General features: G+C 65.4%; 22 protein-coding genes and 5 pseudogenes. 10 read left to right on the forward strand and 17 right to left on the reverse strand.

What is annotated here, in order from left to right; translation table 11 throughout:
• The 3 genes and pseudogenes from RIC54_RS09870 to RIC54_RS09880 all read left to right on the forward strand — a co-directional run.
• Positions 1–115, forward strand: a pseudogene (locus RIC54_RS09870) (IS481 family transposase); the annotation flags it as partial.
• A gap of 19 nt (positions 116–134) precedes the next feature.
• Positions 135–338: a hypothetical protein gene (locus RIC54_RS09875; protein ID WP_350091509.1), complete on the forward strand. Its 204-nt coding sequence runs from the start codon at positions 135–137 to the stop codon at positions 336–338.
• Between the two features lie 63 nt (positions 339–401).
• Complete coding sequence (locus RIC54_RS09880; protein WP_350091561.1) at positions 402–731, forward strand: YnfA family protein; 330 nt, start codon at positions 402–404, stop codon at positions 729–731.
• Between the two features lie 59 nt (positions 732–790).
• Here RIC54_RS09880 and RIC54_RS09885 read toward each other — a convergent pair.
• Positions 791–1,012, reverse strand: a pseudogene (locus tag RIC54_RS09885) (MerR family DNA-binding protein); the annotation flags it as partial.
• A gap of 12 nt (positions 1,013–1,024) precedes the next feature.
• Complete coding sequence (locus RIC54_RS09890; RefSeq protein ID WP_350091512.1) at positions 1,025–1,207, reverse strand: MerR family DNA-binding transcriptional regulator; 183 nt, start codon at positions 1,205–1,207, stop codon at positions 1,025–1,027.
• A 74-nt stretch (positions 1,208–1,281) separates the two neighbouring features.
• On the opposite strand from RIC54_RS09890, the gene RIC54_RS09895 reads away from it, so the two are divergent.
• From RIC54_RS09895 to merB, 5 genes are all read left to right on the forward strand, one after another.
• Positions 1,282–1,674: a mercuric transporter MerT family protein gene (locus RIC54_RS09895; RefSeq protein WP_350091515.1), complete on the forward strand. Its 393-nt coding sequence runs from the start codon at positions 1,282–1,284 to the stop codon at positions 1,672–1,674.
• 27 nt (positions 1,675–1,701) lie between these two features.
• Entirely contained in the window at positions 1,702–2,034 is a 333-nt protein-coding gene (locus RIC54_RS09900; protein ID WP_350091518.1) for a heavy-metal-associated domain-containing protein, read from the forward strand.
• Positions 2,035–2,044: 10 nt separating this feature from the next.
• On the forward strand, positions 2,045–2,293 hold the full coding sequence (gene merF / locus RIC54_RS09905; protein WP_350091521.1) for a mercury resistance system transport protein MerF: 249 nt from the start codon (positions 2,045–2,047) through the stop codon (positions 2,291–2,293).
• 1 nt (position 2,294) lies between these two features.
• A complete protein-coding gene (merA, locus tag RIC54_RS09910) occupies positions 2,295–3,725 on the forward strand; it encodes a mercury(II) reductase (RefSeq protein WP_350091524.1) in 1,431 nt (476 codons plus the stop codon).
• A 78-nt stretch (positions 3,726–3,803) separates the two neighbouring features.
• Positions 3,804–4,484, forward strand: coding sequence for an organomercurial lyase (gene merB, locus RIC54_RS09915; protein WP_350091528.1), 681 nt, complete (start codon positions 3,804–3,806; stop codon positions 4,482–4,484).
• A gap of 142 nt (positions 4,485–4,626) precedes the next feature.
• On the opposite strand, the gene RIC54_RS09920 is transcribed toward merB, so the two are convergent.
• From RIC54_RS09920 to mntP, 8 genes and pseudogenes are all read right to left on the reverse strand, one after another.
• Positions 4,627–4,749: a hypothetical protein gene (locus RIC54_RS09920; protein ID WP_350091531.1), complete on the reverse strand. Its 123-nt coding sequence runs from the start codon at positions 4,747–4,749 to the stop codon at positions 4,627–4,629.
• A 164-nt stretch (positions 4,750–4,913) separates the two neighbouring features.
• Positions 4,914–7,466 carry an NAD-dependent epimerase/dehydratase family protein gene (locus RIC54_RS09925; RefSeq protein ID WP_350091534.1) on the reverse strand — a complete coding sequence of 851 codons (2,553 nt, stop codon included), beginning with the start codon at positions 7,464–7,466 and terminating at the stop codon, positions 4,914–4,916.
• 55 nt (positions 7,467–7,521) lie between these two features.
• Positions 7,522–8,169, reverse strand: coding sequence for a class I SAM-dependent methyltransferase (locus tag RIC54_RS09930; RefSeq protein WP_350091537.1), 648 nt, complete (start codon positions 8,167–8,169; stop codon positions 7,522–7,524).
• A complete protein-coding gene (locus RIC54_RS09935; protein ID WP_502989677.1) occupies positions 8,129–8,476 on the reverse strand; it encodes a hypothetical protein in 348 nt (115 codons plus the stop codon). The genes RIC54_RS09930 and RIC54_RS09935 overlap by 41 nt, the downstream gene beginning before the upstream one ends.
• Before the next feature lie 99 nt (positions 8,477–8,575).
• On the reverse strand, positions 8,576–9,007 hold the full coding sequence (locus tag RIC54_RS09940) for a protein tyrosine phosphatase family protein (protein WP_350091540.1): 432 nt from the start codon (positions 9,005–9,007) through the stop codon (positions 8,576–8,578).
• A gap of 163 nt (positions 9,008–9,170) precedes the next feature.
• Positions 9,171–9,359, reverse strand: a complete 189-nt coding sequence (locus tag RIC54_RS09945) for a hypothetical protein (protein WP_350091573.1) — start codon at positions 9,357–9,359, stop codon at positions 9,171–9,173.
• Positions 9,360–9,563: 204 nt separating this feature from the next.
• A pseudogene (locus RIC54_RS09950) lies at positions 9,564–9,926 on the reverse strand (transposase); the annotation flags it as partial.
• Between the two features lie 338 nt (positions 9,927–10,264).
• Positions 10,265–10,828 (reverse strand): manganese efflux pump MntP, encoded by a 564-nt coding sequence (gene mntP / locus RIC54_RS09955; RefSeq protein ID WP_350091543.1) that lies wholly within the window; start codon positions 10,826–10,828, stop codon positions 10,265–10,267.
• Between the two features lie 405 nt (positions 10,829–11,233).
• Here mntP and RIC54_RS09960 point away from each other — a divergent pair, with 405 nt between their 5' ends.
• Positions 11,234–12,046: a transposase gene (locus RIC54_RS09960; protein ID WP_350091567.1), complete on the forward strand. Its 813-nt coding sequence runs from the start codon at positions 11,234–11,236 to the stop codon at positions 12,044–12,046.
• A 121-nt stretch (positions 12,047–12,167) separates the two neighbouring features.
• On the opposite strand, the pseudogene RIC54_RS09965 reads toward RIC54_RS09960, so the two are convergent.
• From RIC54_RS09965 to RIC54_RS09980, 4 genes and pseudogenes are all read right to left on the reverse strand, one after another.
• Positions 12,168–12,755, reverse strand: a pseudogene (locus tag RIC54_RS09965) (IS3 family transposase); the annotation flags it as partial.
• A gap of 35 nt (positions 12,756–12,790) precedes the next feature.
• Complete coding sequence (locus RIC54_RS09970; protein ID WP_350091546.1) at positions 12,791–13,096, reverse strand: hypothetical protein; 306 nt, start codon at positions 13,094–13,096, stop codon at positions 12,791–12,793.
• A gap of 736 nt (positions 13,097–13,832) precedes the next feature.
• On the reverse strand, positions 13,833–13,973 hold the full coding sequence (locus tag RIC54_RS09975; RefSeq protein WP_350091549.1) for a PIN domain-containing protein: 141 nt from the start codon (positions 13,971–13,973) through the stop codon (positions 13,833–13,835).
• Positions 13,974–14,026: 53 nt separating this feature from the next.
• Positions 14,027–14,329 (reverse strand): annotated as a pseudogene (locus RIC54_RS09980) (ATP-binding protein); the annotation flags it as partial.
• A gap of 13 nt (positions 14,330–14,342) precedes the next feature.
• Here RIC54_RS09980 and RIC54_RS09985 point away from each other — a divergent pair.
• Positions 14,343–14,570 (forward strand): Tn3 family transposase, encoded by a 228-nt coding sequence (locus RIC54_RS09985; protein ID WP_350091552.1) that lies wholly within the window; start codon positions 14,343–14,345, stop codon positions 14,568–14,570.
• Positions 14,571–14,816: 246 nt separating this feature from the next.
• On the opposite strand, the gene RIC54_RS09990 is transcribed toward RIC54_RS09985, so the two are convergent.
• From RIC54_RS09990 to RIC54_RS10000, 3 genes are all read right to left on the reverse strand, one after another.
• Complete coding sequence (locus tag RIC54_RS09990) at positions 14,817–15,122, reverse strand: helix-turn-helix domain-containing protein (protein ID WP_350091555.1); 306 nt, start codon at positions 15,120–15,122, stop codon at positions 14,817–14,819.
• Positions 15,122–15,406: a type II toxin-antitoxin system RelE/ParE family toxin gene (locus tag RIC54_RS09995; RefSeq protein ID WP_350091570.1), complete on the reverse strand. Its 285-nt coding sequence runs from the start codon at positions 15,404–15,406 to the stop codon at positions 15,122–15,124. Before RIC54_RS09995 ends, RIC54_RS09990 begins: the two co-directional genes overlap by 1 nt.
• A gap of 122 nt (positions 15,407–15,528) precedes the next feature.
• Positions 15,529–16,518: tyrosine-type recombinase/integrase (locus tag RIC54_RS10000; RefSeq protein ID WP_350150993.1), on the reverse strand; the 990-nt coding region annotated here is incomplete at its 5' end.

Consider the following 16,518-nt stretch of genomic DNA (forward strand, 5'->3'; position numbering starts at 1 on the left):
CCTCAAAACGCTCAACGGGCTCACGCCGTACGAGGCGATCTGCAAGCTATGGACCGAGCGCCCAGATCGCTTCAGACTCGACCCAATCCATCACATGCCGGGACTAAACATCTAGAGTGTTTGTGGACTTGTTCATGTCCGAACCGAGACTTGCAGAGGAGCAGGCCCTTGAGCTCGCCGAGATCTTCCGCATGCTGGGCGACCCAAACCGGCTGCGTATCGCCGTCGTCTGCCTCGTCGAGCCGCGCTGCATCATCCGCGATATGGTGGGTCACGTCGCCGACGTCAGAGACATCGCCGAGCCGGAAGCGGAGGAGCGCAAGACTGGACGCTGTTAGCCGCCGCACGCTCGCGACCGGACCCGGCCTTGGCTCATCGCTGCCAGCTCCGTGAGCGCCGCGCTGCCGTCGCTCGCCGTGTATCTCGGTGCGGCCGTCGCCGAGATCGCCGGGTGTTTCGCCTTCTGGGCCTGGCTGCGGCTCGACCGCAGCCCGCTGTGGCTGATGCCAGGGCTCGTCGCGCTCGCGCTCTTCGCCTTCCTTCTGACCCGGGTCGATCTGGCGTTCGCCGGGCGCGCCTACGCGGCATATGGCGGAGTCTACATCGCCGCGTCGTTGGCGTGGCTGTGGGCCGTCGAGGGGCAGTCACCCGATCGTTGGGACCTAGTCGGCGCGGCTGTCTGTGTCCTGGGCGCCGCCATCATCCTGCTGGCACCGCACGCGCGAACGTGAGCGCACGGCTGAGCCGATCCTCGTCGACTACGAAGCCGAGTCGCACCGATGACATTGCTTCAGTCGCCGAGCATCTCGTCGATGATCGGACACTCCGGCACAGCGTCGCCGCTGCACTTCTCGGCGATCGCCGACAGCGTGCGTTCGAGCCTTTGCAGGTCGCGGATACGGTCCCGCACACTCTTCAGATGCGCGACCGTCATGGCCTGGATGTCGCCGCAGGTGTAGTCGTGCTCGTCGACCATCGACAGCAGGCCGCGCAGCTCCTCTATCGGAAAGCCGAGCTCGCGGGCTCACAGGATGAAGCGCAGCCGTGACACGTGGCCGGCGCCGTAGACCCGGTAGCCGGCGGCAGTGCGCGGCGGGTCCGGCATCAGGCCGATCTTCTCGTAGTAGCGGATTGTCTCGAGGTTGCAGCCGGTGCGCCGGGCGAGCTCGGCGCGCTGCAGCCCGCTCCCGGAGATGTGATCGCCCATCGCACGACACCCCTTGAGCCTGTACCGACTACAGACCCTAGCCTGGGATCAGTCGAAGATCGAGGCCCAAGATCATGACCGATACGCAATCCGACACCCTGATTCGGCCCGACACCGGCGAGAGCCGCCGGAGGGGATGGCTGGCGACCGGCGGGCTGGCTGGTGCAGTCCTCGCGTCATCCTGCTGCATCGTCCCACTGCTGCTCGTCACGCTCGGCGTGTCGGGTGCCTGGATCGGCAACCTGACGGTGCTGGAGCCTTACAAGCTCTGGTTCGCCGGGGTGGGGCTCATCTTCGTCGGACTCGGCTTCCGGCAGGTGTACTTCAAGGCCCAGGCCGCGTGCGCCGAGGGCTCCTATTGCGCACGCCCGCAGTCGGCGCTGGTCACCAAGGCCGCCCTCTGGGCGGCCACGGCCCTGGTGCTGCTGGCGCTCACCATCAACTGGTGGGCCCCATTCCTCTATTGACCGTCCCACCGCACGGAGAACGAACCGATGTATCGACCTCTCGTCATTGCTGCCTGCGGGCTGACGCTTGTTGCGGCCGGGGCGCTGTCCGTGACCGCGGCAGCACCGCTCGCCGCCCAGTCGAACGTGGCGCAGACCGCGGCCGTCGAGACCAGGACCTTCGCGGTCGACAACATGACCTGCGCGCTCTGCCCGTTGACGGTGAAGACCGCGATGCAGCGGGTCGAAGGCGTTCGCTCGGTCACGATCGACTTCGGCGCCAAGACCGCCACGGTGACCTTCAATCCGGCGGTGGCGACCTCCGAGGCGATCGCGGCTGCGTCCACCGATGCCGGCTACCCGGCGCGGCCGGCCGGGTAAGGCGGGCGCCATGAAGGACGCGACGATCATCAAGACCGGGGTTGCCGGGTCGGTCGTGGCGGCGCTCTGCTGCTTCACGCCGATACTCGTCATCCTGCTCGGGGCGGTCGGCCTGTCGGCCTGGCTCGGCTGGCTCGACTACGTGCTGTTCCCGGCACTCGCCATCTTCCTCGGGATCACCGGCTACGGCCTTTGGCGACGGCGGCAGGTACTGGCGTGCTGCTCGAGAGACGCTCAACCCACCAACGAGAGATCGTGAAATGTCCGACTGTTGCACGCCCGGCGCCGTCCGCGCCGGAAGCTATGATCTCGCCGTCGTCGGCGCCGGGTCGGCGGGTTTCTCGGCGGCGATCACCGCCGCCGAGAAGGGTGCCCGCGTCGCCCTGGTCGGTCACGGCACCATCGGCGGCACCTGCGTGAACGTCGGCTGCGTGCCGTCCAAGACCATGATCCGCGCCGCCGAGGCGCTGCACGCGGGGCACGCAGCGAGCCGGTTTGCGGGGCTCGTCGGGGAGGCCCACCTCACGGACTGGGCGGATCTGATCGCGGCCAAGGACGACCTGGTTGCCGGGCTGCGGCAGAAGAAGTATGTCGACCTCCTCCCGGCCTACGACGGCATCAACTATCTCGAGGGCGTCGCGCGACTGAGCGGTGCCGGGCTCGCCTTGAACGGCGACACCTTAAAGGCCGGGAGCATCGTCCTGGCAACCGGCGCCTCGCCGGCCGGCGCCGACATTCCCGGCCTGGAGCGGATTCCGTATCTGACCAGCACGACCGCGCTCGAGCTTGCGGAGCTGCCGCGCTCGCTCCTCGTGGTCGGGGGTGGCTACATCGGCTGCGAACTTGCACAAATGTTTGCCCGGATGGGGACGCAGGTGACGCTGGTCACCCGCGACCGCCTGCTGCCCGGCGCCGAGCCCGAAATCTCGGACGCGCTGACCGGTTATCTCCGCGATGAGGGGATCGCCGTGCGGACCGGTCTCGAATACCGCCGCATCGGTCTCTCCGAAGGCGGCGTCGCCCTCGAGATCGAGACCGGCGGTCAGCGGGACGTCATCGCGGCCGCGCAGGTTCTGATCGCCACCGGCCGGAGACCTAATACGGCCGAGCTGGGGCTGCCCGACGCCGGCGTCACCCTCACCGCCACCGGCGCGATTGTGGTCGACGACCGGATGCGCACCTCGAGGCTCGGTGTTTACGCCGCCGGCGACGTCACCGGCCGCGACCAGTTCGTCTACATGGCGGCCCATGGGGCGAAGATCGCCGCCCTGAACGCCCTCGACGGCGATCGCCTGCGCTACGATGACAGCGCGATTCCGTGGATCGTGTTCACCGATCCGCAGGTCGCCGGCGTCGGATTGTCCGAGGCGGCCGCCCGGGCCGCCGGGCACCGCGTCAAGACATCCGTCCTGCCGCTCGATCAGCTGCCCCGGGCGCTGGCGGCTCGGGACATCCGCGGGCTCATCAAACTGGTTGCCGACGCCGACAGCGACCGGCTGCTCAGCGCCCAGATCCTGGCGCCTGAGGGGGCCGACAGCATCCAGACGGCGGTCCTGGCGATCCGGCACGGCATGACTGCGGCGGCGCTCGGCGAGACGATCTTCCCATACCTGACGACCGTCGAGGGCCTGAAGCTGGCCGCCCAGGGTTTCGAGCGAGACGTCGCCAAGCTGTCTTGCTGTGCCGGATAGGCGAGCGATCGAAGCGAAAGCGAAAGATGGCTCGGGCCGCAATCATCCATGTTCGGTGAAGCAGAGGAAACAACCGCCATGACACAGACCGACACTTCGGCCGTCGATGCGTTGTGGGAGGTGTCCGCCCTGCGCCGCGCGCCGGTGCCGACTCCGGCCGAGCGGCGAGCCGGGCTCGTGCTGCTCCGGCAGTTGGCCCGGGGCGAGCCGGTCGCGGTCGACGACTTCGCCCGTGCCCTCCGCACGTCCGTGAAGGCGGCCGACGACCTGGTGAAGGCCTCGAGGCTGACGCGCTTCGTTCTTGCCGCCGAGGACGGCCGGATACGCGGCTTCATGGGTCTCTCGGTGACCGAGACACCACATCGGATGATCGTCGACGGCCGCGCTCTGTGGACGTGGTGTGCCTACGACACGCTGTTCCTCCCGGCGCTGCTCGACCGGACGGCACAGGTCGAGACGCACGATCCCGTGACGGGACAGGCTATCCACCTGACCGTGTCGCCGCGGCGCGTGGAAGCCGTCGAACCGGCCGCTGCCGTTGCGTCCATCGTGCGGCCCGAGGCCTGGGACGTCGCGTCGGCGGCTTGCGTGATCGCGTCCGCGTGCAACCACATGTTCTTCCACGTGTCGCGCGCGACCGGCGAGCGCTGGCGGCTCGAGCACCCCGGGACGATCCTGCTGTCGCTCGAGGAGGCCTTCGAGTTCGGGCAGCGGTCAAACGCGCACCGTTTCGGGGTGGGACTGCTGAACTCTGAATGAGCTAATTTTGAGGCGCAGTCCCTAGTTCGCCTGTGGTCGGCTGAGGTTCGTGCATCGAGAGTCCGCTGGTCCGTTCGCCCGGAGACCGCTCGGCGTGTTGGCAATTGTGGTCAAGATGGATCGCTGTCGACGCTGCCGCACCTCACGTGCGCATCGACATCAGGTACTTCACGAGCGCTGCAACGCCGAGGACGACCAGAACCACAACCAGCAGCCCTACCAAGCCCATTCCCAAGCCCATTCCCTGCATGCAATCCATCATCATCGGCCGTCTCCTCGCGATAGATCAAAAGCCAGCACCGTTGGGCTCCGCCCTTACGCTGGCCTCCTCGTTCATGGTGCTGCGTCGGGCCGCCGCCAGCATCTCGACCTCACATAATCCGCTCGGGTCATGGCATCCGCCCATCGGGAACAATCCTTCTCCCGGTTTCAGACGACGTATCGGTCCCAACTGCCGTAGTGCTCGCCGCTCCTCGAGCCGCGCGGCAGACTAAGCGCGATCAACAGGATACCGACGATCATGCCCAGGGCCGCGGCGAGCGCGCCGGCGCCGGCGAGAAGCCACGGTGCCGCGATCAGCCAAAGACCGAACAGGACGTTGATAAATCGTAGCGGCCGCGCCACCTCGGCCATGGCGCTGACCGCGACTGTGATGACGAGGGCGCCGACCAGATGGTCGCTGTCGGCCATTGGCGGCTCGGTGCCGAGTACGAGGCGGCTGAACATCAGCCAGAGTCCCAGAAGAGCGCTGGCGACGAGCGTCCACGGGATGGTCACGCCGCGGGCGGCGGAGGCAATCATGGAAGCAAAAGGCGCACCGAAATCGGGCCGCTTGTCGATGCCGCTGCCGGACAGGGCATCGCCCATGAAGAACGCCCGCCAGAACGGGCGGCCGCGCCTAGTATTGAGGATCAGGAACTGCCCCATCGCCACAAGCTCGTCCAGCGAGTAGGGAATCATGATCAGCATCGCGAGCGCGGCGAGAAGACAAAGCGTGCAGTAGGTGCCAATCACGATCGGCTGGATGATGATGAAGTAGATGCTGACCACCCCGAGCGGCACGACTACGATACCGAAGAGGAGCACCATCCACGGCATGGTCCGCCAGCGGGCGCGTCCGCCCATCACGCCCATCAGCACCTCGAACATGTAGCTGACGCCGCCCAGGCCACCGTCGGCGATCGGCCAGGCCTTCGAGACATCGGAGGTGATGATGAACTCCGTCCCGTTGCGCGCGGCATCGCCCGGGAAGAACGGCTCCCACACGTTGTCGACATGGCCAAGCTGATAGGCGGCGAGCCACCTGGCAATGAAGAATCCGACCGCACCAAGCGCGATGATCGGCAGGCGCTGCAGATAGGTCGAGGGGCTGTAGGTCCAGCCGGGTGGCATGTCGGACGGGTCCATCATGCCTTCGTGGCTCATGCCGGGCATCATCGGCACGAGGATCGCGAACGCTATCACCAGCGCACCGACCGCCGTATCGTTCGCATATACGGCCGCACTCGGCGTCCAGAGCACCAGCGGTGCAAACAACAGCCAGATGCCGACGACCGTGTTGGCCCAGGGCGCCCATCTGAACTGCTGCCGGGGCGAGAGGGAGAGACATCCGAACAGGACGATCAGCAGGCCGCTGACCAGGTCGCTCCAGGCGGTCAGGGTACTGCGCAGTGCTGGATCCCACAGCCCGCGCTCCTCGGTGACACGCAACACAGCGTTTCGGAAATTGGCCTCCTCAAACGTGCCGAACACGAACGGGCTCGTGGCGAGCCAGACGCCGAGTAGGATGTTGAAGAAGTGCACCCACAGCATGTCGAAATGCATGCGCCGCATGCTCGCCGTGTGCTCACGCAGCATCTCGTGATGCACGATGGGATCACTCTTGCTCTTTGCTTCCCGCTGCTGCTCCGCCTCGACCCGGGACGCCGCCACGCGCGCCTCGTTCAGCTTGTTCGCCCTGTACCAGCCGAAGGGATCGGCCTTCAGTTCCTCGACCATTTTCGGAAGCGTATCGCCGAGCGCGTGTTTCGGCTGCCAGCCGAGCAGGGTCCGCGCGCGCGCGATGTCGAGCTCGTAGTGGTCATCCGAGATGTCGACCATCCACGGCTTGATGAACGGCTCCTCGTCCAGGATCTCGTCCTCGACCCACGCGCCCGTTCGGGCCAGCGTCTTCGGGATCTGCCGCGTCGCCCACTCCTCATCATGGATCAACCGGCCGAGCAGGCGCTGGACCTCGCCGAAGCTCGTCGTCTCGGGTTCGCCGAGGAGCAGCGGCAGCTCCGGCGGCAACTCCTTGCGACGCTCGATGATCGCGAGCAGGGCGTCCGCCAGGTCGTCGAGATGCAGGAAGGGCTGCCCGACCTCGAGGTCTCCCGGATACACGTGGCTGACCAGCTTCCGCTCGTATATCCGGGCGATCTGGCGCGATAGAAAGGCGGAGTGGCACAAATCGTTGTAGACCCCGGCCGGGCGCACCAGCACCGCAGGGATCGAGCCACGCTGCTCACGGATCAGCCGCTCGGTCAGTATCTTCGATTCCCGGTACGGAAGCTTCGGATCGAGCGGCCAGTCCTCGTCGATCGGCTGGCCTCGAGTGCCCGGCGCGTGCACCAGCAACGTGCTGGCAAAGACGAACTGTTCGACCTCGAACGACTGCAGGGCGCGCAGCAACCGCTCCGTGCCGCGGATGGTGACCTGCTCGTATTTTGGACTGGGCTCGCCAGTAAGATCGAAGTAGGCGGCGAGATGAATCACGGAGGCGATCCGGGTGCCGTAAGCCACGCGTACACGCTCGAGCGCAGATGCGACGCTCCGGTCGTCGGTCAGATCGACGCACACGCATTCGGCAGCGGGCGGAGGGTGCGGCGGGATGTCCCGATCGAATCCGACAAGTGTGAAGCGCCTGGCGAGCTTCTCGATCACGGCCGAGCCGATGAAGCCGCTGCTCCCGGTAACGATTACAATGTCTTTCTCGTCATGCATCGTCCGCTCCCGTTCCGAAGACAGGACGGGCGTCGCTGAGACCCATGCCTGAACTCTATGCCGGACGCGCACCGCCTTCGTACGTGAAGTGCATGGGCTTCGGTCCCAATGCGCAGCCCGTCTCGATCCGCGTGATTTCAAACCCCGCGGTCTCGATTAAGTTCCAGATCGGCCGGTTCAGATGGCAGCCGCCGCCGATCCGCTTCCGGAGCGGGGTCAGTCGGCCCTGCCATCCGCGCACCCCGTCTTCCGTGGGCAGCCCTTGCTCGACGAACAGCAGCCGGCCGCGGGCCTTGAGCACCCGGCGCATCTCCTCGAGGGCCCGAACGGCGGCCGGAATGGTGCAGAGCGTCCAAGTCGTCAGCACCGTATCGACGCTTCCCCGCTCCAGCGGGATAGCCTCTGCTGTGCCCTCGATGAAGCGCACCGGCAGCGCCAACCGGAGCGCGGCGCGCTCGGCCATGGCGATCAGCCGCGACGACGGGTCGAGCCCGAGAACCTCCTTTGCTTGCGAACCGTAGAGCGGCAGGTTGAGGCCCGGGCCGATGCCGATCTCGAGTACACGGCCTTCGGCGCCTAAGAGCGCTCCCGGTAGGAGAGGAGTGTGCGGTTGCGCATCCCAAGGTGGGTGATATGCAGCAGGATGCGAGCTTCGTAGAACCTCATGACCTGACGTTTTCGATAGCAGAAACGTGTTGGCCAAACGCCGCGAGGGCCGGGAAGGCTTCGAGCAGCCAATACGAGAAGGTCGAGAGCCGGCCGGTGACCATTGCCACGCCCATAAGGACCATGACGACTGCGGCGAGCACCTGGAGCATCCGTCCGTACCGCCCGATGGCGCGCAACCGCACTGCGAGCGCGTCGGTGAAGACGGCGGCGAGCAGGAACGGCATGCCGAGCCCGGCGGCGTACATGCCGAGCAGCAACACTCCGCCGCCGCCCGTCGCCGACGCCGCCCCTACTGTCCGGATGGCGCCGAGCACCACGAACACCGTGGCGAAGCCCAGCATGAAGCAGAGCCCGAGACCGCAGCGGCACTGCCGCCGGCCGGGGCTACCGCGAGTACGGCATCGACCTGCAACCATGAGATTGCGCAACTCGGAACAACGCTACGCCGCCGTGCGCCGGTTGACGTAGTTCCGCACGAAGCTCCCAAGCTGAGAGATGTCGCACTCGAACCTCATTTCGGCGGCTTTGTCGATGACCTTCTGTCCGGACAGTCCCTGCTCGACCGCCATGTGCAATATCACCAGGGCGCCGAAGCGCTTGCCGCTGGCGCAATGCACCAGCACTGGGCCGGGCATGTCCTCGAACTTCTCGCGGAATCGGTCGATGACCTGGTCGGACAGATTGTCGACGGAGACCGGATGGTGGAGATACGAGAGCCCCTGCTCCTCGACAATCCAGCCATCGGCGTTGGGGCCAAGTTCCTGTTTCTCGTCCGACGTTCGCAGGTTGACGATCGACTTGAAGCCTTCGTCGACCACCGGAGCGAACTTGGAGACGGCGTAGCGCTCGTCGATCCGGATGATGTCCAGCATGAAGTCCTTCCTGCCTCTCGTCGAATCTTCGATGTTGTAGCCGACGCTCTTCCATGCCTTCCAGCTGCCGGGGACGTTGGGCACCCGGGTGAAGCCGGCGGCGGCGAGGATGCTGGCGGCGATGCAAGCATCGCCTGCCGGGCAGCGAATGCGCCGATATCACCTACATCCCGGTGCGCGGCGGCGGTCGAACACTATGAATGCCGAGTTCTACATCCAGGTCCTGGAGGACGCGTTGGCGCAGTTCGGCGCGCCGGAAATCATTAACACCGACCAGGGCAACCACGTGCGGATACCCCCGTTGACGCAAGTCGGTCTTGATCATTTTGGGCATGTGATCGAGTGCGGTCATGTGTCAGGCCTTCAATATGCCGCGCTTTACATGCCGCAGGCCGGCATGGAGATACGCGGACTAGGTACAGATCAGTTCAACGAGTGCGAAGGCTCCGGCTACCCATTTGCTTTTCCCGGTCTCGATCTTATCGATCAATTGCTCTTGTTGTTCATTGACCTCCTCACATCCCGGACACACCGACGACAGACCACCGATCTGGGATCAGGCCCGAGCTATCGCCGGATCTCGGTAGTTCACATGCTTCGTCAGCATGGTCCAAACGGCTCGTGCCATCTTGTTGGCGAGCGCCATCGCTCCGCGCTTGCTCGGCATACGGGCCACCATTCGGTTGATCCACGATCCGGCCATCGAACCCTTCCGCGAAACCCACTGCAAGACTGCCATCGCCCTGACGATCAACAGCCGACGGATGTCGCGCTGTCCCATCTTCGATATCCTACCCAACCTCTGCTTACCGCCGGTTGAGTGCTATATCAGCACGAGCCCGAGCCACGCTGCGAAGTCGCGCCCTCGCTTGAACGTCTCCAGCGGCGGGGCAAACGGCTTGGCCGGCAACCGCTTGACGAGAGGAAGGTCGAGGCAGCCATCAAGCTGATCGAGGCCAAGGTGTCGCCAAATGAGGCGGCACGACAACTCGGGCTCCGACGCTCCACTGTCTACCGCGAGATGCGGCGCCTCGGGATCAGCCGACCAGCGTGACTGGCTGAATAAGGTGGGAAACCGTCAAATACCTTCGCCGAACAGGATGACTCGATACGCCCCGAAGACGGACATAAAGGGGGCCACGCGCAAACAACCATCCGTTTCGGGAGTGTAGTCGGTGGCAGGATCAAATGATGGGCAATTGCGGCCTCGACGGACCCTGAAGTCGAACCTACGACACGCAGGTCCCCAGGCTCGACCTACACGGAAAGATGCTCAATCAGGATATTTGCGCCGATGCCAATGAGGATCAGGCCACCGACCACTTCGGTCGAACGGCCGAACACCGGCCCAAGGAAGCGTCCCACCAGGACACCGGCAGTTGCCATGACTAGGGTCGCAAGACCGATCGCGGCGGCAGTGTTCAGGATGTTGACGTTCAGGAAGGCCAAACTGACCCCGACGGCCATGGCGTCAAGGCTGGTAGCAATTGCGGTCATGATGAGAAGGCCAAAGGAGTGACGCTGGGCACGCTGCGGCATTCGTTCGGACCGCTTGATCCCCTCGTAGATCATCCGGGCGCCGAGGAACCCTAGCAAGATGAAGGCTATCCAATGGTCCCAAGCGGCAATATACCGGCTGGCGACGAGGCCGAGCCCCCACCCGATGAGGGGTGTCCCGCCTGCAACGAACCCGAAGATCGCGCCGGCCCGGAGCGCCTCACGGAATCGCGGCTGATGTAGGGTCGCACCCTTGCCGATCGCCGCGGCGAAGGCGTCCATCGACATGCCGAAGGCGAGAAGGACGGTTGCGGTCAGGGTCATTCAGCGCGCTTTCACGACGTAGCGTCTCCCAATAGAAGGAAGCGGCACGGAAGTCAAAACTGTTTGAAATCAAGAAATTAGCATAATGCACTACACTTCTTAGCCAATACTTAGACAGTTACGTCTGTCTTCGAGGAGACAGTTCCAAACGTGGGGATGACGCTGTCAAACCGTCGCGCGCGGCCAAGTGTGTGCTTCGGGCCGAAAGCCCAGGCAGGAGACTGGTGGCGGAATCGAGGTGTTCGCCGATTGTTCTGCGCTAGCGTTGTTTGGATGTTGGAACGCGCCGGCCCGAGAACTGGTGGGCGGATTGATCGTCCCTCAAGCTGAAGTCTGCAACGGCCGGAGACGGGATAGGCCCGCTCCAAGCACTTATGAGGGACGGTCAGGAAGCACTACGCCGGGATCGACGTTTCGTTGGAATGGTCGAGCATTTGCGTTGTGGATACAGACGGCAAGATCGTTCGGGAGGGCAAGGTGGCCAGCGATCCGGGCGAGCTGGTTGCCTGGTTCAAGGCTCTCGGGCTGTCCCTCGAGCGGGTCGGCTTGGGGGCCGGGCCGCTATTCCAGTGGCTGTTCGCGGCGATGCGACACCCTGGGCTTTCAGCGGAGCTCCTGGAGACCCGGCACGTTTGGGATGCATCCAAGGCGATTCTGGTCAAAACCGATCGGATCGCGGCGCTGGTCGCCGGCCATGCCACGCTGACCGTCGTGGCTCAGGCGCTTCTCGCTGTCCGTGCCGCGCTGCTGCGCGAACTGGACGGCTACGAGAAGCGGGTGCGAAGGATCGCCCGTGAGGATACCCGGGTTTGGTTGTTAATGTCGGCGCCAGGGGGTGGGGCAATCGTCGCATTGACCTACGTCTCGGCCATCGACGATCCCCTGAGGTTCAGGTCCTCGAAGATGGCCGGTGCGCATTTCGGTTTGACGCCCAAGAAGTACCAGTCGGGCGAAACCAACGTCACCAGCAGGATCACGAAGATCGGTGACGGCGCAGTCCGCACGGCGCTTTATGAGGCCGCCAACGTCATCCTGACACGGCCGATCAAGGGCGGCGCTCTGAAGAATTGGGCGGCGAGGCTCGCCAAGCGCGCCGGCATAAACAGGGCGAAGGTGGCGCTCGCTCGCAAGCTCGCCCTGATTCTGCAGCGGACGTGGATCGACGGCACTGTGTTTGATCCCGACAAAGCGTGTGGCGAGATGGGTCACCAGACCTGATAGCAGGGAGAGACCGAGGATCTCGGGCCGGTACGCAAATCGCCGGACCGAAGCGAAGTCCCGTCGCCGGGGCGATGGACCAAGTCAAGCCGCAAAGTACGCCGTGGCGTTCCGATCACGCGCTCTTAGATTGGCTGCCCTGGTCGGTGTTGAAGATCTCCGGCACGCCGAACAGGGCCACGGCCTCCTCCAGCGCCTGGATGCAGAACTCGACATCCATCGTGTTCGACAGCCGCCACGCCAGGATCTTGCGGGTCGCCCAGTCCATGATGGCCACCAGGTACAGGAAGCCGCGGCGCATCGGGATGTAGGTGATGTCTGCACACCAAACTTGGTTCGGGCGGTCGATCGCCAAGTGCCGCAGCAGATACTTGTAGGTCCGATGCGCCGGATGCGGCTCGCTCGTCCTGGGCTTCTGGTAGATCGCCGTCAGGCCCATCTTCGCCATCAGGCGCCGAACGCGCTTGCGACCGACGACATAGCCTCGCCGCCGCGGGTGCCGCGCCATCTGACGGGCGCCATAGAACGGCGTCTCCAGGAACTGCTCGTCGATCAGCCGCATCAGCGCCAGATTCAGCGGCGTCTCGCCGATCGGCGCGTAGTAGAACGCCGACCGGCTGATCGAGACCAACCCGCATTGCCGCACGATCGACAGATGCGCATGCGCCGGGTCGATCATCAGGCGCCTCCGGTCGACGCTCATCGTCTGATGAATGCCGTGCTTCGCCGACAACTCAGCCAGCGTCAGGTGGATAACCGGTCGATCGGTCGTGTCGGGAGCATGGGATGGGTTGGAAGCTCGAACTGGTGGAGACCGGCTCGGCGGAACGCCGTATCGAAGTCGCGTCGCTTGGCGATATCGTCGCTCCGGCGAGCGTCGAGGACATCGGTCTCGACCACGGTTCCGCGCAGCGGATGCTCGGTGACATTCAGCGCGCCGTCGTGGCGCTCCAGGAGGCAGCTCTGCGGACGAAGGCCGACGGGCTGCGCCGGCTCGACCCGACACTGCGGCTGAAAGACTATCGGCTTCGCGCGATCCAGAGCCTTCATGGCACGTTGACGATCCGCGTCCCCCGCCTCGTGAGTGTCGGCCCGGGAGTCCCCTCCGACACTGCTGATCAGATCGGCGCGCTCGACCACGGAGTACCGGCAGCTGCTGGCACGTCTCGGTGCCTGGATAAGTTTCCGCGCGGCTGCCGGGCTCATCAGGGAGCTCTTCCCGTTGGCATCGGGCGGGATGTGCGGAGTCCGTGCGGCAGAGTGTTCTCGACGTCGCGAGCGACATCGCGGTCCGGCATCAGCCCGCAGCCCCAGCGGTCGTGGCGCCCGCAGGGTCGATCGACCTCGGCATGGACACGACCTTCGTGCGCAGCTGCGCGCCGGGCGGGCCTCGCCACCATGAGGTGTTGATCGGGGTCGCGACGGCGGGCGACCGGCGGATCCGCCGTTTCGGCGGTGTCATCGCGGCGCTCGACCCACCCCACCGTCTGATCACCGCCGCGCTCCGCCAGTTGGGCTGCGACCCGGATACGACCATCACGGGAAGCACCAGAAAGCTTGGGGCGCTATACGGCGAGGACCGATTCGGGTTGAGCCTCTGGATTGACGACCACGCGGGGATACCAGCCGGTAGAGACCGGACCGGCGCCCAGCAATGCCGAGAGTCCCAAGCTTTCTGGTACTTCTCCATATCCTTGACGCGCAGGATCATGCCGCCGTCGAGCACAGCGGCCCAACCGAGCAGGCGGCTGTGCTGGCCGCAGACGTCGTCGCCATGATCGGAATCTTATGCGGCAAACGGATCAACAATTGATACGCCGGTCCGAGCAACATCACTGACGTTGCGGGTAGCGAGTGTCAGGCCGTGGACCTTGGTGGTCGCGGCCAGAAGCCCGTCGATGAACGGCAGCGGGTCGGGAACGTTCATTGTGGCCCACATTTCGGCGATCGGTTCGTCAATCGGCAGGACGCGGTCGCCTAACCGAGCTCGTCGAGGACGATGAAGTCGACGCGCGACAGGGTGTCGGCCATGCGGCCCTGCCGGTCGGCCCGGGCTTCGGCCTCGAGACGGTTCACCAGGTCGACGACGTTGCAGAAGCGGCCGCGGGCGCCGGCGCGCGCGATGGCGATCGCCAGATGGGTCTTGCCGGTGCCGGTGCCGCCGACCAGGACAACGTTGCGCTGGTGGGCGAGGAAATCACCGCCCGCCAGATCGTGTGCCAGGGCCTCGTTGACCGGTGTGCTGTCGAAGGTGAAGTCGTCGACGTCCTTGGCCAGCGGCAGCACGAGCCAGGAGATGACGGCGATCTCTGGCGCGTTGACCCTGCTCACCAAGGCGGTGATGGCCTGGAATGCCGAGCAGATGCAGCGCATCGTGACGGAGGGCGGGCCAGCTCTCTACCCCGACGCTCACCGGGCACGGATCGCACCCGTCGCCTACAAGCGCATCAACACGAACGGGGTGATGCGCTTCCGGATTGAGGAATCGCACAATCTGGTCCGACAGCGCGCTCGCCGGGCCTGAAACCTGCTTCTCAAGGAAAAACTGATAGAGCGCGAATCAGGCACCCCGCAACATCTTGAAATCACGCATATTCCTTAGCGGCACTCTCTGCAGAAGTGGTACGGGAACCCCGATTTCGATGACGGTGGAGCTGCCGCTGTTCGCAGATTGAAGCGCCGAAGAGCCGGCACCTTCTCTTGCTGACCGTTGAACCGGACGGCGAGAAGGGCCTTGAAGCAGCGCCCCACCATGATCGAGGCGCTTCTCTCAGCTGGCCAGGGCTCGATCGACGGCATCCGGGTCGTGCTCGATCACCTTCAGCAGGATCCGGGCCGCACGATCCGGCCGGCGTCGGCGTTTCTCCCACTCCTGAACCGCCGACAGCGCGAACCCGTACCGGTTCGCGAACTCCACCTGCGTGAATCCGAGCCGCCCACGGATCGCCTTGACATCGACCTCCTGCGGCACGTCAACGACCGTGGCACGGCCCTTCCCGCGCTCGCCGCGGGCGTAGGCTGTCGCGTTGTCAAGGCCCTCGAGGATCTCGTCACCGATGTTCCGGTTCGCCGGCATCACGCCCTCCTGTAGTGCTCGACCAGAGTAGTCACCGCTTCGGCAATACCCCGCTTCTGCGGTGCCGTCAGATCGTCAGCGACGTTCTTCGCGTATGCGGTGAGCAAAAACAGCGGCATCTCATAGTCATGAAAATAGTAGATGACCCGGGCGCCGCCGCGCTTGCCGCGTCCGGATGCCGCCCACCGCACCTTGCGAACACCTCCGGTCCCGGGATCAGGCTTCCCGCCAGCGGGTTGCGGGCGATGAAGTCCTGGAACGCTTCCAGTTCCGTTTCGCTCCAGAGCTCACGGGCACGCACCGTGAACGGCTCGACTTCGACCAGGACAATCGGCGACTCAGTCATCATCGAATATAGGGCTCTGCCCTAGTACGATCAAGACCGCCCACAGACCTCGAATGCCGCTCACAGCCCTGCCGCCTTCGTCAAATTGACCCGGAACCGATCGCGCTCGCGCTGATAGCGCCGGGTCATGGTGACGGTGGCGTGACCGAGCTGGCGCTGCACCCAGCGCTCATCGACCTCGGCCGCCGTCGCGAGCCCGGCGCGCAGCGAGTGCCCGGCGAAGGCCTCGCGGCGCGCACCCTCCGTTAGGTCGCCGCGGATCCCGGCGGCGATCGCCGTGCGCTTCACCAGGCGCGCGACGTACTGGTCGGCGAGACGCTCGGTCAGCACCCGCTTGCCGTTGGTGCTGAGCCTGCGGAACACCGGCCCATGGACGATGCGGGCGATCGCGAGCCACTCCTCGAGAGCGGCCACGGGGCAGGTCCGGGTGCTCGACCCTCGGCCGATCTCGACCTCGCGCCAGCGATCCCCCTTGCCCTTGATCCGCAGAACCATGCCGCCGTCGAGGAACTCGGGCCATCCCAGACCTTCGTCGGTCTCCCCTTCCCCGTGGTCGAGGCCGACGATCTCGCTGCGGCGCAGTCCGCCGGCGAAACCGACCAGGAGGATCGCCCGGTCGCGCAGCCCCGCGAGACCGGTGTCGAGGGTGCCGATCATGGCGATGATGTCGTTGGCCAGCACGGCCGCCTTCTGTTTCGGGGGGAGGTAGTGCTTGCGGCGGATGCCGGCGAAGACCTCCTTGATGTGGCGGTCCTGGCGGTCGAGGACGTGACCGCGCTGCCGGCAGCCCCAGGCGAGGCCGCTGAGGCGCCGCTCGATGCTGCTGACATTCAACGGCTGCGCCCGCCCTCCCCCGCCGGTCGCGAGGTCGGTGATGTAGAGGCCAATCGACTGCGGGCTCGGCGGCACCGCGGGCACGCCGCGCCGACCACACCAGACAACGTAGTCCTTCCAGTCCGAGAGGTAAGCCGTGCGGGTCTTCTCCGCACTGGCGCCGCGTGCGTAGCCGCGCGCCTTCTCGACCAGGTCGGCGAGTTCGTCGGCCGGTGC

The sequence above is a fragment of the Thalassobaculum sp. genome, assembly GCF_040219215.1.
Classification (GTDB): Bacteria; Pseudomonadota; Alphaproteobacteria; order Thalassobaculales; family Thalassobaculaceae; genus Thalassobaculum_A.

What these genes read in the sequence shown, in the direction of transcription:
- RIC54_RS09875 (WP_350091509.1), top strand. Translation starts at nt 135, where the DNA reads ATGTCCGAACCGAGACTTGCAGAGGAGCAGGCCCTTGAGCTCGCCGAG.
- RIC54_RS09890 (WP_350091512.1), bottom strand. Translation starts at nt 1,207, where the DNA reads ATGGGCGATCACATCTCCGGGAGCGGGCTGCAGCGCGCCGAGCTCGCC.
- RIC54_RS09895 (WP_350091515.1), top strand. Translation starts at nt 1,282, where the DNA reads ATGACCGATACGCAATCCGACACCCTGATTCGGCCCGACACCGGCGAG.
- RIC54_RS09900 (WP_350091518.1), top strand. Translation starts at nt 1,702, where the DNA reads ATGTATCGACCTCTCGTCATTGCTGCCTGCGGGCTGACGCTTGTTGCG.
- merF (WP_350091521.1), top strand. Translation starts at nt 2,045, where the DNA reads ATGAAGGACGCGACGATCATCAAGACCGGGGTTGCCGGGTCGGTCGTG.
- merA (WP_350091524.1), top strand. Translation starts at nt 2,295, where the DNA reads ATGTCCGACTGTTGCACGCCCGGCGCCGTCCGCGCCGGAAGCTATGAT.
- merB (WP_350091528.1), top strand. Translation starts at nt 3,804, where the DNA reads ATGACACAGACCGACACTTCGGCCGTCGATGCGTTGTGGGAGGTGTCC.
- RIC54_RS09920 (WP_350091531.1), bottom strand. Translation starts at nt 4,749, where the DNA reads ATGATGATGGATTGCATGCAGGGAATGGGCTTGGGAATGGGCTTGGTA.
- RIC54_RS09925 (WP_350091534.1), bottom strand. Translation starts at nt 7,466, where the DNA reads ATGCATGACGAGAAAGACATTGTAATCGTTACCGGGAGCAGCGGCTTC.
- RIC54_RS09935 (WP_502989677.1), bottom strand. Translation starts at nt 8,476, where the DNA reads ATGCTGGGCTTCGCCACGGTGTTCGTGGTGCTCGGCGCCATCCGGACA.
- RIC54_RS09940 (WP_350091540.1), bottom strand. Translation starts at nt 9,007, where the DNA reads ATGCTGGACATCATCCGGATCGACGAGCGCTACGCCGTCTCCAAGTTC.
- RIC54_RS09945 (WP_350091573.1), bottom strand. Translation starts at nt 9,359, where the DNA reads ATGACCGCACTCGATCACATGCCCAAAATGATCAAGACCGACTTGCGT.
- mntP (WP_350091543.1), bottom strand. Translation starts at nt 10,828, where the DNA reads ATGACCCTGACCGCAACCGTCCTTCTCGCCTTCGGCATGTCGATGGAC.
- RIC54_RS09970 (WP_350091546.1), bottom strand. Translation starts at nt 13,096, where the DNA reads ATGAAGGCTCTGGATCGCGCGAAGCCGATAGTCTTTCAGCCGCAGTGT.
- RIC54_RS09975 (WP_350091549.1), bottom strand. Translation starts at nt 13,973, where the DNA reads ATGAACGTTCCCGACCCGCTGCCGTTCATCGACGGGCTTCTGGCCGCG.
- RIC54_RS09985 (WP_350091552.1), top strand. Translation starts at nt 14,343, where the DNA reads ATGACGGCGATCTCTGGCGCGTTGACCCTGCTCACCAAGGCGGTGATG.
- RIC54_RS09990 (WP_350091555.1), bottom strand. Translation starts at nt 15,122, where the DNA reads ATGCCGGCGAACCGGAACATCGGTGACGAGATCCTCGAGGGCCTTGAC.